The following is a 15,032-nucleotide window of genomic DNA, read 5'->3' on the forward strand; positions in this document are numbered from 1 at the left end:
GCCTCCTGGGCGACCTTCCCGGCGGAACCCTCCTCACCATCGGCGCCATTCTTCTCATCGCCATCTTCTTCATCACCTCGGCAGACTCCGGCGCACTGGTGATGGGGATGATCTCCACCGGTGGCCATGCTGAGCCCAAGAACTGGTTGCGGATCTTCTGGGCCCTGGCAGCTGCTGCGGTAGCCATCGCTTTGCTTCTGGCCAACGGCCTCCAGGCGATTCAGACGGCGGCAATTCTGACGGCGGTGCCTTTCAGCGTGGTGATCATCTTGATGTGTATCTCCACTGCCAAGGCCTTCCATAGAGAACATGTTGCGTTGATGCGGGCCCAGCGCAAACTTGCCCGCGACCAAATGACCGCCCATGTCACCGAACACGTGCAGGATTCCATGGCGGACTCCGTCCAAGAGCATTACCAGGAACACGTGGCGGAGCAGATCCACGATTCCGTCCAAGAGCACTACCAGGAGCACTTTGCGGAGCAAGTCACCGAGGCAGTGGAAGCACAGCTCAGTGAACGATTGGCCTCGGAGGAGGAAACCGTCCAGGACACCACATCCTCCGTTTCTTCCCCGGGGAAACGGAAATAAGTAGAGATCGCTCCTCTTCTCCCAAAAAGGGGGTGCCCGCAGTTCGTTGCGGGCACCTCCCTTCCTGGTCAATGGAGAGTGTGTAATGACGCCCCCTGCAGAGGACACTTTTATGAACCACCCGTCCGGCCCTCCGCGTTCCTCCATCCTCGGTCGCGGAAGCTACGCCGAATCGCTCCGCATTGGAGCAATCCTCCGCAAAGAAACAGTGGGCGGCGCCCTGCTGGTTGCCGGCGCAGTAATAGCCCTTATCTGGGCCAACTCCCCTGCTGCGGACAGTTACTTTGCCTTGCGCGACCTCAAGATCGGCTACGAGCCCTGGCATCTGGAACTTAGCCTCGGCGCGTGGGCAGCCGACGGCCTCCTGGCCATTTTCTTCTTTCTCGTAGGACTGGAACTCAAACGTGAGTTCGTCGCCGGAGACCTTCGTCAGTTCAGCAAATCAATAGTCCCCATTGCAGCGGCAGCCGGCGGCGTCATTGTTCCTGCCGTCATCTATACGTTCATCAACGCCAGCAGCCCGGAAACTCTCCGCGGCTGGGCCATACCCACTGCCACGGACATTGCCTTTGCAGTGGCGGTGCTTGCGATCATCGGTTCACATCTGCCCAGCGGTCTGCGGATATTCCTGCTGACGTTGGCTGTTGTCGATGACCTGATCGCCATCAGCATCATCGCCATCTTCTACTCCACTGACATCCAACTCCCGCCGCTGCTCTTCGCCTTGATCCCGCTGGGCGCCTACACCTTCCTGGCCCAAAAATACCGTCGGTTCTTCGGCACCAAGCCCGTGGCAGCCTGGCTTATCCTGCTTCCCCTGGGGGTAGCCGTGTGGGCACTCATTCATGCCTCCGGCATCCACGCCACGGTTGCCGGTGTGCTTCTGGGGTTCGCCGTTCCGGTGATTCGCTCACAAGCCAGTGGGGGACCAAATGCCGGCCCCGGGCTCTCCGAAATCTTCGAGCACCGCTTCCGGCCAATATCCGCCGGGATCGCCGTCCCGGTTTTCGCCTTCTTCTCGGCCGGCGTCGCAGTGGGCGGCTGGGAGGGCCTCGGAACAGCGTTGTCCGGCTCTGTAGCCATCGGCATCATTGTTGCGCTCGTCCTGGGCAAACCGATCGGCATCCTCGGAACAACCTGGCTGCTCACCAAGATAACCAAGGCATCCTTGGACAGCTCCTTCAAATGGATAGATGTCTTGGGTGTGTCCATGCTGGCTGGAATCGGCTTCACCGTTTCATTGCTGGTAGCCGAACTCGGCTTCGGACAAGGGAGCATCCACGACGATCACGCCAAAGTGGGTATTCTGGCTGCTTCATTGCTGGCCGCCATTTTGGCTTCCATTGTCCTGAGCACACGCAACCGCCAGTACCGCATTGCCGAGGCCGAGGAGGCGGTGGATTCCGATGAAGACGGCATTCCGGACGTTTACCAGCAGGAGCACCGTCCCTGAGGAACCGCTATTGCAAGATGAACGATTACCGCTGTTGCCGCCCTTCGCCCCGCAGGTGTGAACGGCGCTGAGACACCTGTTCCGTGTAGGGCGCCCGGGGACGGGCCGGCAATTCGTCGATCAGTTCATTTGCCGCGTGTGCCAGCAGGTCCCTTTGCAGCGGCGGCAGCGAGTGGAGCGACTGAAGGTAGGCGTCCACTTCGTATTCGCCCACCATCCCGCCAATGGAAAAGTAGCGCAACCATAAATCCTCATGAGGAATTCCGGCGTTTGTCAGGGCTTTGCGCAGGCCCTTGAGCTGGAGTTGTTCTTGAAGAGACAGTCCCTCGCAATTGTTCCGCTCAGGTTCTGTCATAAGAGCCTTCCTTCCTCCCACCCCTGAGGATTTCGGCGCTGACGGAGGCCAAAGACTCTTGGGACTCCTGGGACAGATTAAGCAGCTCCCTGACGGCATCCTCCTCGGTCATGCCGCGCTGACCCATGAGGTAACCTTGTGCGCGGCTGATGGCGTCCCGGCTGGTCAACGCCCCCACCAGACCTTCGCTGAGGCGCCTCGGAGTTTCGGAAGTTTGTATGTTGTCCAGCAGGATAGCTGCGGACTCAGCGAGCTTCTTCAGGGAACGAGCCGTCGTTTGGCCATAGGCTCCAGGGGCTGCTGCGTAGAGCTTCATGGCTCCAAGGCATCTGGTTCCACGTACCAAGGGGACACTGATGACGGACGCGATGGACAGTTCCCGCGCTTCTTCAGCCCATTGCGGCCAACGGTCATCGGTCCCCGCGTCGTCAACGATCACTGTGCTTTCCGTTGCCCACGCGCTCAGGCACGGGCCCTCCCCCAGCCGATACTGGGACTGGTCCCCTTGAATCACCAGGGGATCGGTTGCCCCGGCGCTGGTTCTATTGCCCTGCTCGTCTATCAGGGACACACCGGCTCCTGCGCTGCCGGGGAAGGCATCACGGATTCCTTCGGCCAGTAATTGAACAGCCCGGTCCACCTTTTCCTCTGTCAGGAGCAAGCCTTTGATCCGGGCAAGAGTCAGGGTCAGTTCGTCGAAGGGAAGTTGCTGGGACATAGGACAAAGACCTTTCGCGGGACCCAAGTTCCCGCACCATAGCTGAGGCCGCTTGCTGGACCTGATCGTCTCAACGATCCATTCTCAGAATAGTCACAGCGTGATTCGCTTCGTCAACGGGCATGCCGTTGGAACCATCAGTCCGGCCGTGGGCGGCACTCAGGAACTGACAAGTTCATCCCAGAGGAAAGCCAAGGTGGCGGCCCCGGCCCGCAGGATGTCAACGCAGACGCTTTCATCACTGTCGTGCCAGTTGTCCTCAACCAGCCCTGTGCCGAAGAAGACCACCGGCACGTCCAACGCCGTGGACAACAACTCGGCGGGGCCTCCCCCTGCATTGCCCATACGTCCCACTTCGTCAACATCGAAACCCTTTGCCATGGCTATGGACAGGGCGTCGAGGACAGGGTTTTCGGGTGTCCGGTATGGTTCCTGTGCCGTTTCGGTGTCCACTGCCAACTGGTAGTCGTAGTGGTTGCTCTTCATGGTTTCAAACCAATGCCTGACTTGGAACGCAACCTCTGGCACGGTTTGGCCCGCGACAGTTCGGATGGTCAGGTCAACAGATGCCATGGACGGCACTGTCGCCCGCTTCACCCCTACCGGGTCTCCCGCCACCAGCGCTATGACTTCCAACGCCGGGCGCTCCCACAGCTGCTCCAGAACTGTGTAGCCGGCCTCTTCCCGGATACTGCGCGTGCGTGAACGGGCCAGCCAGTCTTCCGGGTCAAAGTCAAGGGCCGCCAACTCCTGCCTGCGTTTGGTCGGGATGACCTCCACGCAGTCGTAGAAGGCAGGAAAAGCGATGCGCCCCTTCTCGTCATGGAGGCCGGCAAGCATTCTGCTCATCTCGAGGGCCGGATTAGGTGCAGGTCCGGATACTGCCCCGCTATGAATGTCGGCCCGCGGCCCATAGACCTCCAAGTGCACGGAGACCAGGCCCCGAACGCTGGTACAGATGGCAGGGTGGCCGGCCTTCCACAGCAGGGTGTCAGAAAAAATCACCACGTCCGCTTTCAGGCGCTCACGGTGATTGCGGACCATGGCCGCCAGGCCGGGAGAGCCGGCCTCCTCCTCGCCCTCCACTATCAGCTTGAGGTTCACAGCCGGCGCCTTCCGGCCGGTGACCGCCAAGTGCGCCCGCAAACCCCAGAGGTGAGCCATCACCTGGCCCTTCGCATCGGAGGTACCCCTGCCGTAGAGCCGGCCATCGCGGAATACCGGGCTGAACGGGTCGGTCTGGTCCCAGTTTTCTTCCTTGACCGCCCGGACATCGTGGTGGCTGTAGATCAAGACCGTCGGGGCCCCGGGCGCCCCCATCCATTCCGCGAAGACCGCAGGTCCTTGGGATCCTTCCCAAATTTCAGTGATGGGAAAGCCGATATCCCGAAGTTCTCCGGCCAACCAGTTGGCTGAACGCGTCAGGTGCTTCCTCCGCTCAGGGACGCCGGCTACCGACGGAATCCGGACCCATTCCGAAAGCCGGTCAAGGAAACCTGGCAGGTGGTCCTGCAGGTAAGCCCGAACATCATCCTCGTGCCGCATTCCCCGCTCTCCTTAGATCGATTCGGTAGCCTGCAGCCGCCGTCGGCTTCGGTCAGAGGGTGCCGGGGCACCTTGGGGTGCCGCAGCACCGTGGGTGCGTTCGACGGCGTCCCTCACCACTGCGGCCAAGTCACCTGTACGCATCATGACGTCCCGCTGACGCTGCGCACCCGTTCCGGAAGACAGCATCCTGGCCACCGTCGTCATCACCCGCTGCTCGTCTCCGCTACCGGCCAGAATCGGCCGGATGTGCTTCAGAAGGACCTGAATAGCTTCGGTTGCCGGGCACGGTGTATTCAGCAGGGGATGCAGCAGCATGCCTTCGACGCCGGATTCGCTCGCCTTCCACGCAGCCAGTCTTAACTGCTCTGCAGTGAGGCGTGGCGCCAGAACACCTGCCCGCCACTGCTGTGAAGCCTTTTCAACAAGCGCCCGCACAATTGTGGCGATGACGGCCGCGTGTGAAGCCTCCATGCAAACATCGGCGATGCGTACCTCCACTGTGGGATGGTTCCGGGAAAGACGGGCATCGAAGTAGATCATGCCTTCGTCAATCAGCACCCCGGAAGCCAGCAACGACTGAACGTAACGCCGGTACTCACGCTCGGAACCGAACCTTTCGCAAGGTCCCGCCGTCGGCCACCGGCTCCAGGCTTGGTAGCGGAAGCTTGAATAGCCGCTATCGCTCCCCTGCCAGAAGGGCGAGTTCGTGCTCAAGGCCAACAGCAGAGGCAGCCAGACACGGATCCGATCCAGGACAGCCACACCCTCCTCACCGGAGGTGATCTGGACGTGCACATGGAAACCGCAGGTGAGCTGTTCACGGAGCGTCAGCCCGAACCGGCTGGCCATGGTGAGGTATCGGGGCTGTTGGACCACCGTGGGCAGCCCGGCAACCGGACTTGTTGCCAGGGCCACTGCCCTTGCGCCCACCTTACGGGCGGCTTCGTCCGCCAAGGAACGTCCCGCGCGGATGCCGGTTTCCAACTCCTGCAACGTAGAACAGACGGGACCCACAACCTCGATCTGTTCCTGCTTGACTTCCAAGGCCAGCGTCGGTCCCAGTGCCGGTCCCGATTCCGGGACGCCCATGGCCTGCATCAAGACCTGTTCAGCGAGCGGCATCGCTTTGCCGGATATGGGGTCAACCAGCAGAAATTCTTCTTCGACCCCGAAAGTCCGGAGCCGGCCCTGACGTGCCGTGCGGTTTGTGCCTCTGAATGAAGTGTCCATTGCAGTTCCTGAAGGGTGGCGGCTCCGCTGGGTGCGTTGCCGTTGGGCGAACGACCCTTATGCACGAGTCATAGTCAGCTTTATATCAAAACTAAGCATACTGATCAATTGATCATAGCCTGCGCTTCCCGTGGCGGGAAGGCAAACAAAAGCGCATCGGATGGGACGAGCTGTATTCTCTACTTGAGCCACATCTTGATGGCCTTTTTTGGTTTGGAACCACGCACTTAGGGTGCTGAACCATTGACGTTCCTGGGGGAACCATGATTCAGTCCCGATCCTCGCGGGCCCTTGCCGGCATCACGTCCATTGGATTCCGGATCGCCGCCGTGGGCGCCGCGATGATGCTGTGGGCGTGCACCATGATTCCCCTGCCAGTGGAGCCCCCGGCAACCACGCCGCCTGCAAATGCGGCTCCGGCGGCGAGAAATACAGAAACCGCGACGGCGGCATGGGAAGTTGCGCTCACTCCGATCGGCCAGCCCGTAGTTGCCGACGGCGTTGCCTTGGTTTATGCGTCTACGCCCACCGGTGTGAATGCTCATGCTTTCTCAATCGCTGACGGCAAACAGCTGTGGACGCAGCCCGTTCATCCGGGATACGAAGCTCCTTCAGTACCTTTGGAGCCTGTCGTCAGCAAGACAGCCTCGGGCCGGAGCGCCGCGATCTTCCTGCAGGCGGCTTCTGTTCCTGCCGGGCTCGACAGTGACGTGGCGTGGTGGACTGCGCCTGTTGCCTTTGACCTCAGCACCGGCAAGGAGCTGTACCGAGGACGGCCGGAGCTGGTCAGCACCCGTCCGTTTGCCTGCGACGGACTCCTCGACCTGTGCTTTATAGCCTTTGATGAGAACACCCAGTCAGTTGAACACTGGGTGGACATTGAAACCGGTGAGGAGTCCGGGGGTGCTGACATCAACCCGCTCACCGGGGTTTTCCAGCCTGTGGGCAAAGAGCTGTACTCGGTGGTGACGGACGGAGTTGAAAAGCTGGCCCACGTGGCATACGGCGAGGTCCTGTGGGAAGTGGAGATAGAGAAGGTCTTTGGCAAGGGTGCCTCCACCGATTTTGGCAGGCACTTCATCTACTCCGAAAAGCTGGACCTTTACATAGGATCGGTCGGCATCAATCCCACCGATTTCTCTCCGGATAAGTTCGCTGAACAAACCTTTTCAATGAACCTTCGCGACACCACCAAAACGGTGGGCTTCCGGGCTTCCAGTGGACGGGTTCTATGGACGGCGGACGGCACGCAGGTGCAGTGCGCCGAGACGATCGGAACCGTGGGCACCAAGTTGGAGGACGGCGATGCATTTCCCGTCCGCTGCGAATACACAGAGGGCTTCATTGAATTTCCCGCAGGAAAGTACCGGAGCGCTCAAACGAAACTGGTTGGCTACGACCCCCTTACGGGCGAAGTGGCTTGGGAAATCAAACCCGTGGAGTCGCGGACCTGGGACTCGTATGGGCTCCTGCCCTCGGTGAGCCGCGGAGATCAGGTCATTGCCGGCACGTTTTGGAGCGCAAACCTCCTGGATACCCGTACAGGTAAATATCGGGGCACCACGTTCGAAGACGTGTTTGTTTGCTTGAAGGCCACAACATACGTCATGCCTCCTGATGGCCCCTACACGGATAGTCCCGGCTCCGGCTCGTACACGGCGTTTCCCTGCACTAAGGGCGGGACGGCGGTGCCGGCACTGACGTACGGCGCACTCACGGACGTCAGCACTCCGGACCAGGACACTGCCGTGATCTCCTTGGAAGGAAAAGTGGCCGGGTACAAGCTCCTTAAGGACTTCGTCTAGGCCACTGGGCCCACGAAACACGCCCTTGTCCGTCCCACTCAGCGCACTGCTGCGAGGGGAGCGAACAAGGGCGGGATCCGGCAGCGAAAGTGGGAGCTAGCCCTTGAAAACGGGTGCCCGCTTCTCCTGGAAGGCACGGAAACCCTCGGCGTAGTCATCGGTCTTGCAAAGACGTGCTTGCTCCGTGTTTTCCTCGGCCATGGAAGCCCACAAGCCAAGGCGCTGGTCCCGGATGTGGGCCACCAGTTCCTTGGAGGCATTGAACGCCTCGGTCGCCCCAAGGGCCACACGGGAAACGATCTCCCGGGTCACCGGCAACAAGGAATCCGCCGGCATCGCCCGGCTGAACATCCCCTGCTCCACAGCCTCCGCCCCGGAAATGAGGTCGGCGGTGTAGATCAGGTCAAGTGTGCGGTGCATGCCCAAGCGCTCGGTGAAGTACCAGTGCCCGCCCGAATCCAAAGTGGCCCCGAGCTTGGCAAAGGGTGAACCGAACTTGGCGTTGTCCGCAACGTATACAACGTCCGTGGCCAGCAACAGCCCCAACCCCACCCCCAGGCAAGCGCCGTGGGCAGCGGCAAACGTGGGTGCGGGGAATGCGGCCATCTTCTTCAGCAACGGTTCCACGAGTCCGCCAAGGTACGCCTGGGCATCATCGGTTTCCGGTGTCACTCCTGAGATGTCGCGGCCGGCGCAGAAGGCACGGCCCTCACCGCGAAGCAGCAGCGCCCGCACCTCACCGCGTGAGGCGGCGGCAGCGGCGTCGTCGTACGCTTTGTCCAGTTGGGCAAGCGCGTCCTCGTTGAGCGAGTTCAGCTTGTCCGGGTAATTGAGGACGATTTCGGCAATACCGTTGGCAATGGAGAGCTCGATCATGGGGACTCCTTAGACGTCGAAGTCGACGGTAACTTCTTCGCTGGTGGGGTGGGACTGGCAGGTCAGGACGTAGCCCTTGTCCAGCTCGTCCTGCTCAAGGGCATAGTTCTCATCCATGGTCACCGTACCGGTGATCAACTTGGCGCGGCAGGTGCCGCAAACACCACCTGCGCACGCGAAGGGAACGTCCGGGCGGACGCGCAACGCGGCGTTGAGGATGGATTCGCGGGCGTGGGTAGGACTGGCAACGTCGCCGGTGAGCCCGTCAAGGGTGAAGGTGATCTTGTACGTATCCTGCGACTCGTCCTCCACCACCGGGCGGCCGGCATTGCCTTCGGGGCGGTCCGGACGGCCGGTAGTGAACAGTTCAAAACGCACGTGCTCGGGCTCAACGCCGCGGGCAGCGAGCGTGTCGCGGCACAACTGGACCAACTCGAACGGCCCGCACAGGAACCATTCGTCCACATCCTCGGAACGGATGGCACTGCTGAGCAACGCCTGCAGCTTCTCCGAATCAATGCGCCCGGTCATCAGCGGAGCGATGCGCTGCTCACGGGACAGCACGTGGTGAAGCGCCAGGCGCGACGGGTACTTGTCCTTCAAGTCCGCCAGCTCTTCAAGGAACATGACGTCCATGGCAGCTTTGTTGGCGTACACCAGGTCAAAGGTGGTCTCCGGATTGGCCGCCAGCAGCGTGCGGGCGATGGCGATAACCGGCGTGATGCCCGAGCCAGCGGCGATCGCCACGAAGTTGCCCGGCTCCCCCGCCAATTCCTCCGGGTGGTTCATGGAGTTCATGACGTTGTGCTGGACCGAGGCGCCGTCCTTGCCGTGCCGCGAAATGAAAGCACCCTGTGGACTCATGACGTCCAGGACATCGCCGGCTTTGAGTTCGGCGTTTGCCCAGGTGGAGAACAGGCCGCCCAGGTCCTTCTTGATGGCCACGCGGATCTCGCTGCTGCCGTCTTCGAAGCTGCGCGGCTCTGCGCAAATCGAGTAGCTGCGGCGAACTTCGTGCGGCTCGCCCTGCTCATCCGGCAGCGTGGTGCGAAGGGCCACGTACTGGCCGGGCAAGTAGTCATACTGTCCGGCAAGCTCGGCCGGAACCCCGAACGTGACCTCGATGGCATCGTCCGTCAGGCGCCGGACTTCCGAGACGGTCAGGTTGTGGAAAGACGCACGACGGCGGCTGGCCGTCTGGGTTTCGGTGGTCATGGAATTCCTTAGAGGACTTTGAAGTAGTCGAACGGTTCCTTGCAGTCCTGGCAGACGAACAACGCCTTGCAGGACGTGGAACCAAAGCGGGTGAGTTCCTTGGTGTTCAACGACGAACACTGCGGGCATTTCACAGCCAGGCTCAAACGGACAGGACCGGAATGGCCACCCGCGGCAGCCATGCCAGTGGGCGGGGCAATCCCGTACTCTTCCAGCTTGGCTTTGCCGGACTCGGTCATCCAGTCAGTGGTCCACGCCGGGGAGAGCACCAGGTTGATGTGCACGCTCGCGTAGCCCTCCTTTTCGAAGGCTGTCCGCAAGTCGTCTCCGATGGCGTCCATCGCCGGGCAGCCCGAGTAGGTGGGCGTGATGGTGACCTCGACGGCGGCAGGTGCTGCGCCGTCGTCGTGTCGGCCTGATGTTGGGGTCGGGTCTGGTGAGTCGACAACCCGCACGCCGCGGAGGATCCCCAGGTCCTCAATGGTGAGGACGGGGATCTCCGGATCGCAGACCGTGGACGCGATGTCCCAGGCCCGCTGCTCGGCGGTCTTTTGCTGCGTGCGCGTCTGCGTTGCCATGCTGGTCACCAGCCCGCGCCGGGGTGCTCGCGGGCCAGGACCTGCATTTCAGCAAGGATGTAGCCCAGGAACTCGGAATGCTTTCCATGGCGACCGCCGCCGAGTGACTGCGGGACACCAGGGATGTCCAGCTCGGCCTCGGCCATGATGTCGCCGGTGAGCCGATCGAATTCCGCGCGGAGGCTGGAAGGCTGAACCGCAACGCCGGCCTCGGCAAGGCGGGTGGTGAGTTCATCGTCCTCGAAAAGTTCGTCCACATACGGCCATACGAGCTTGAAGCCCTGGATGATGCGTGCGCGGGACTCGTCCGTGCCGCCGGCCAGTCGCAGTACCCACTGGGCGCTGTGATCGCGGTGGTAATCCACTTCCTTGACGGCCTTCGCGGAGATGGCTGCCAAGGTGGCGTCCGAGGACCCGGTCAGTGCGGTGTAGAGCTGGTACTGGTAGTAGCTCACAATGAACTGCCGGGCAATGGTGACTGCGAAGTCGCCGTTGGGCTGTTCAAACAAGTGTGCGGATCGGAACTCATGCTCGCGCCGGAAGTAGGCGAGGTCGTCCTCGGACTTGCCCCAAGCGGCACCGGCATAAGTGAGGAATGAGCGCGCATGGCCCAGCTGGTCCAACGCGATGTTGCCCAGTGCAATGTCCTCTTCAAGCTCGGGAGCACGGGAAATCCAGTGGCCCAAACGCTGGGCGAGGATCAGGCCGTCGTCGCCGATCCGCAGGGCAAACTCTGCAACATCTTCGGTGGGCTTGACCTGTCCGCGGCTGATTTCCAGGGCGATGTCCTCCGGACGCAGCGCGTTGCCCGGGGTGATGCGGGTGGCGCTGGCCGAGCCGTCACCGGATGCACCGGCGCCGTGGACGCCCACGGAGATATCGCCGTGCCCTTCGATGGCGAAGTCAGAGTCTTTGGCAGTTTCTTGAGTGCTCACAGGTGCTTCACGCCTTCGCTCTTGGTGTAGTACGTCGCGTGGCGGTAGTCCTTGCCCTGCGGCGACTCGAAGAAAGAGCCCTTGGAGTCGGGATCGCTGGAGGAAATCGCCTCGGCCGGGACAACCCAGATGGAGACACCCTCGTTGCGGCGGGTGTAGAGGTCACGGGCGTTCCGGAGGGCCATGGCGGCATCCGGTGCGTGCAAGGAACCTGCGTGGACGTGGGACAGGCCGCGGCTGGAGCGGACGAAGACTTCCCACAGGGACCACGGAGACTCTTCGTGGGCGCCACGCGGGGTGACGTCAGGGGCTGAGGCGGGTGTCGTCGTCGTGCGTTCAGCGTTGGTGGCCGCAACTTTGGGGGCCTCGCGGTTGATTTCGCTGGCGGCGCTGGCCGGTGCTTCCGGATTACCGTGGGGAGCCATTATGCTGCGTTCTCTTTCTGTGCTTGCTTGCGGGCGTAGGCCACAGCGGCTTCGCGAACCCAGGCACCATTCTCATGTGCCTCACGGCGGCGCTCGACGCGCTGCGAGTTACAGGGGCCGCGGCCTGCCAGGACTTCCTTGAACTCGTTCCAGTCCAAGGGCCCGTGCTCCCACTTCTTGGTTTCTTCGTTGAAACGGATGTCCTCATCAGGCAAGGTCAGGCCGAGGACCCGGACCTGCTCCACCATCATGCCGACGAACCGGCTGCGCAGCTCGTCATTGGAAAAGCGCTTGATGTTCCAGGCCATGGACTGCTTGGAATTGGGCGAATCATCATCCGGCGGACCGAACATCATCAGCGACGGCGCGTACCAGCGGTTCACTGCGTCCTGGGCCATCTGCTTCTGCGCAGGCGTGCCGTTGGCCAGTTCCAGCAGGATCTCGAAACCCTGGCGCTGGTGGAAAGACTCTTCCTTGCAGATGCGCACCATTGCGCGACCATAAGGACCATACGAGGCACGGCACAGGGGCACCTGGTTGCAAATGGCGGCGCCATCAACAAGCCAGCCGATGGCTCCCATGTCAGCCCAGGAAATGGTGGGGTAGTTAAAGATGGAAGAGTACCGGGCCTTTCCGGCAATGAGGTCTTCCATCATCTGGTCCCGGGACTGGCCCAGGGTCTCGGCGGCCGAGTACAAGTACAGACCATGGCCGGCCTCGTCCTGGACCTTGGCCATGAGGATGGACTTGCGCTTCAGGCTCGGTGCCCTGGTGATCCAGTTGGCTTCCGGCTGCATGCCGATGATTTCCGAGTGTGCGTGCTGCGAGATCTGGCGCAGCAGAGTCTTGCGGTAAGCCGCCGGCATCCAGTCGCGCGGTTCGATGCGCGAGTCCTCCGAAATGATGCGATCAAAATACGCCTGTCCGGCTGCCTCCCGCTCCTGCTCTTCCGGGGACAGCTCAGCGGGCACTGACTGCAGATTCTGCGATGCCATGGTTGCTCCTAATAAATTACCGACCGTTCGTTCAGAATATGCGGAGCGGACGTTTTCAGTCAAGGTCCGGGTTCCTTTACCTCCACCTCACTTTCCGTTCACAGGCCCTGACAAGAGTGGACTGCATGACTGACCTCACTCGCCGCACCCTCGTCAAAACGTCCCTCGCAGGCCTTGCACTGACCGGCCTGGCCACCAGCGCGGCACCCGCATCCGCCACACCATCCGCTGTACCACTGGTCCGAAAACGGCTGACGCTCCCCACCGGGATCGCAACCGGAGACGTCACCACCGACTCCGCCGTCCTCTGGTCCCGCGCCTCAGGCCCCGGCCGCCTCACCGCACTGCTGCAGGCGGTTGACGACTCCGGCGAGATTCTTCGCGGCCGCTACGGTTTCAGCCGCACCATCCGCGGGCCACTGGCCACCGAGGCCAGCGACTTCACCGCCAAAATCCACGCCACGGGGCTCCCCGCCGGCACCCGCTTCGCACTGGAGCTGAACTTCGAGGACGAAAACGGGGCAGGCGAATCAGTCCGCGGTGCGTTCAGCACAGCGCCCGGTTCAGCCAAGGGAAAGCACGACGGCGGCGCTGACGACGCGCGCGGGGGCGGCAGGTCGTCGTCGTACGCGCAGTCCTTCGTCTGGACCGGCGATACCGCCGGCCAAGGCTGGGGCATCAACGAGGAACTTGGCGGGATGCGCGGCTACAAAGCCATGCACGCCACCCGCCCTGACTTCTTCATCCACTCCGGCGACACCATCTATGCCGATGGCCCCATCGCCGCCACCGTCACCGAAAAGGACGGCCAAGTGTGGCGGAACATCGTCACCGAAGAAGTCACCAAGGTAGCCGAAACCCTCAAGGAATACCGGGGCAGGCACCGCTACAACTCCCTCGACGCCAACATGCGCGCCATGTTCGCCGACGTTCCCGTGATCGCCCAATGGGATGACCACGAGACCACCAACAACTGGTACCCCGGCGAAATCCTGGACGACCCCCGCTACACCGAGCGCAACGTCAACGTCCTCGCCGCCCGCGGCCGGCAGGCCTGGCAGGAAAACATGCCGATCGCCGACGCCGCGGCGCTCTGGCGCCCGGGAACGTTCGACGCCGGACAGTACCAGCCTGCGCGCATCTACAGGAAGATTTCACGCGGCCCGCGGTTGGACATCTTCTGCCTGGACATGCGGACGTTCAAATCACCCAACACCGACGGCAAGGAACCCTACGCCACCAATATCCTGGGCCAGGAGCAAGTGGACTGGCTGATCAAGGAAGTCCGCAAATCCAAGGCGACCTGGAAAGTGATCGCGGCAGACCTGCCACTCGGCATCATCGTCCCCGACGGCTCAGTGAACCAGGAAAGCCTGGCCAATCGCGATCCCGGCGCCCCCTTGGGCCGGGAACTGGAAATCGCTGGCGTGCTTTCGGCGTTCAAGAAGTTTGGCGTGAAGAACACGGTGTGGCTGACGGCAGACGTCCATTACTGCGCCGCCCACCACTACTCCCCGGAGCGGGCCTCCTTCACGGACTTCGATCCCTTCTGGGAGTTCGTGGCCGGGCCGATCAACGCGGGCTCCTTTGGGCCGAGCGACATGGACAAGACCTTTGGGCCGGAAGTTCTGTTCGCCAAGGCCGGGCGCTTCCCCGGGGAGTCACCGCGCGATGGTGAAAACCAGTACTTCGGGCATGTGGATCTTGCCGACGACGGCGTCTTTACCGTGAGTCTTCGTAACGCCAACGGTGCGGTGTTGTACTCGAAGGCGCTTACCCCGGAGCGGTAAGACGGAAGATTCTTCTGTGACGAAGTCCCGGCCGATAAGTACCTGGCCGGGGCTTCAATCGCATTATGCTCAATCAATAGTGCTATTGGATGGGCAACCGGGAACGCATTTCATCCTGCCAAACTCTCCAGCTCAAACCGATGATTTTCGGGCTTGATAGAATCAACACTCCTGATGCCGATACCGAGGAACCCATGACGCTGCCAACAGACACCGAAAATTCCTCCGAGACGACCCCTTCCGAGCATCGGAAAAGTGGCAAGAAAACTGCACGGAACGTCCTCATTGGTTTCGCGGCTGCGGTACTCGTCATCGGCCTGGTTGCCGGCGCCTATGTATTCAATCTGGCGCAAACCTTCAACTCCGGCACTACCAAGATCGACGCGGCATTCCCCGAGGAATCGACCAGGCCACAAAAGCCCGAACCCACTAACGGCACAGCTGCAATGAACATTCTGGTGATGGGCAGCGATACCCGCGGGTCCTCCGAGGTGGACGTCGAAACCGACGCTTCCGCCG

Annotated in this window: 14 protein-coding genes and 1 pseudogene; 5 read left to right on the top strand and 10 right to left on the bottom strand. The window is 61.8% G+C overall.

Features of this window, described 5'->3' with window-relative positions; all coding sequences use genetic code 11:
* Together HP499_RS11115 and nhaA are read left to right on the top strand one after the other, a co-directional pair.
* On the top strand, nucleotides 1-590 hold a 590-nt coding region (locus HP499_RS11115; RefSeq protein WP_172324134.1), incomplete at its 5' end, for a BCCT family transporter.
* Nucleotides 591-675: 85 nt separating this feature from the next.
* Nucleotides 676-2,043: a Na+/H+ antiporter NhaA gene (gene nhaA, locus HP499_RS11120; RefSeq protein WP_253951528.1), complete on the top strand. Its 1,368-nt coding sequence runs from the start codon at nucleotides 676-678 to the stop codon at nucleotides 2,041-2,043.
* A gap of 25 nt (nucleotides 2,044-2,068) precedes the next feature.
* On the opposite strand, the gene HP499_RS11125 is transcribed toward nhaA, so the two are convergent.
* The 4 genes from HP499_RS11125 to HP499_RS11140 form a co-directional block, all read right to left on the bottom strand.
* Entirely contained in the window at nucleotides 2,069-2,398 is a 330-nt protein-coding gene (locus tag HP499_RS11125; protein ID WP_253951529.1) for a hypothetical protein, read from the bottom strand.
* Nucleotides 2,385-3,116: a GAF and ANTAR domain-containing protein gene (locus HP499_RS11130; RefSeq protein ID WP_172324135.1), complete on the bottom strand. Its 732-nt coding sequence runs from the start codon at nucleotides 3,114-3,116 to the stop codon at nucleotides 2,385-2,387. Before HP499_RS11130 ends, HP499_RS11125 begins: the two co-directional genes overlap by 14 nt.
* 159 nt (nucleotides 3,117-3,275) lie before the next feature.
* Nucleotides 3,276-4,661 carry a M20/M25/M40 family metallo-hydrolase gene (locus HP499_RS11135; protein WP_172324136.1) on the bottom strand — a complete coding sequence of 462 codons (1,386 nt, stop codon included), beginning with the start codon at nucleotides 4,659-4,661 and terminating at the stop codon, nucleotides 3,276-3,278.
* A gap of 12 nt (nucleotides 4,662-4,673) precedes the next feature.
* Nucleotides 4,674-5,894 (bottom strand): glutamate--cysteine ligase, encoded by a 1,221-nt coding sequence (locus tag HP499_RS11140; RefSeq protein ID WP_172324137.1) that lies wholly within the window; start codon nucleotides 5,892-5,894, stop codon nucleotides 4,674-4,676.
* A 263-nt stretch (nucleotides 5,895-6,157) separates the two neighbouring features.
* On the opposite strand from HP499_RS11140, the gene HP499_RS11145 reads away from it, so the two are divergent.
* Nucleotides 6,158-7,699, top strand: a complete 1,542-nt coding sequence (locus tag HP499_RS11145) for a PQQ-binding-like beta-propeller repeat protein (RefSeq protein WP_172324138.1) — start codon at nucleotides 6,158-6,160, stop codon at nucleotides 7,697-7,699.
* Between the two features lie 96 nt (nucleotides 7,700-7,795).
* On the opposite strand, the gene HP499_RS11150 is transcribed toward HP499_RS11145, so the two are convergent.
* The 6 genes from HP499_RS11150 to paaA are packed head-to-tail and all read right to left on the bottom strand — an operon-like array spanning nucleotide 7,796 to nucleotide 12,723.
* Nucleotides 7,796-8,575: an enoyl-CoA hydratase/isomerase family protein gene (locus HP499_RS11150; RefSeq protein ID WP_172324139.1), complete on the bottom strand. Its 780-nt coding sequence runs from the start codon at nucleotides 8,573-8,575 to the stop codon at nucleotides 7,796-7,798.
* 9 nt (nucleotides 8,576-8,584) lie between these two features.
* Complete coding sequence (gene paaE, locus HP499_RS11155; RefSeq protein ID WP_172324140.1) at nucleotides 8,585-9,790, bottom strand: 1,2-phenylacetyl-CoA epoxidase subunit PaaE; 1,206 nt, start codon at nucleotides 9,788-9,790, stop codon at nucleotides 8,585-8,587.
* A gap of 8 nt (nucleotides 9,791-9,798) precedes the next feature.
* On the bottom strand, nucleotides 9,799-10,368 hold the full coding sequence (gene paaD, locus HP499_RS11160; RefSeq protein ID WP_172324141.1) for a 1,2-phenylacetyl-CoA epoxidase subunit PaaD: 570 nt from the start codon (nucleotides 10,366-10,368) through the stop codon (nucleotides 9,799-9,801).
* Nucleotides 10,369-10,373: 5 nt separating this feature from the next.
* On the bottom strand, nucleotides 10,374-11,303 hold the full coding sequence (gene paaC, locus HP499_RS11165) for a 1,2-phenylacetyl-CoA epoxidase subunit PaaC (RefSeq protein ID WP_172324142.1): 930 nt from the start codon (nucleotides 11,301-11,303) through the stop codon (nucleotides 10,374-10,376).
* A complete protein-coding gene (gene paaB, locus HP499_RS11170; RefSeq protein ID WP_172324143.1) occupies nucleotides 11,300-11,728 on the bottom strand; it encodes a 1,2-phenylacetyl-CoA epoxidase subunit PaaB in 429 nt (142 codons plus the stop codon). Before paaB ends, paaC begins: the two co-directional genes overlap by 4 nt.
* On the bottom strand, nucleotides 11,728-12,723 hold the full coding sequence (gene paaA, locus HP499_RS11175) for a 1,2-phenylacetyl-CoA epoxidase subunit PaaA (RefSeq protein WP_172324144.1): 996 nt from the start codon (nucleotides 12,721-12,723) through the stop codon (nucleotides 11,728-11,730). The genes paaB and paaA overlap by 1 nt, the downstream gene beginning before the upstream one ends.
* 125 nt (nucleotides 12,724-12,848) lie before the next feature.
* On the opposite strand from paaA, the gene HP499_RS11180 reads away from it, so the two are divergent.
* Nucleotides 12,849-14,513 carry an alkaline phosphatase gene (locus tag HP499_RS11180; RefSeq protein WP_172324145.1) on the top strand — a complete coding sequence of 555 codons (1,665 nt, stop codon included), beginning with the start codon at nucleotides 12,849-12,851 and terminating at the stop codon, nucleotides 14,511-14,513.
* Between the two features lie 194 nt (nucleotides 14,514-14,707).
* Nucleotides 14,708-15,032: pseudogene (locus HP499_RS11185) on the top strand (LytR family transcriptional regulator); the annotation flags it as partial.

It is taken from the genome of Paenarthrobacter sp. CM16 (assembly GCF_013179505.1).
Taxonomy (GTDB): Bacteria; Actinomycetota; Actinomycetes; order Actinomycetales; family Micrococcaceae; genus Arthrobacter.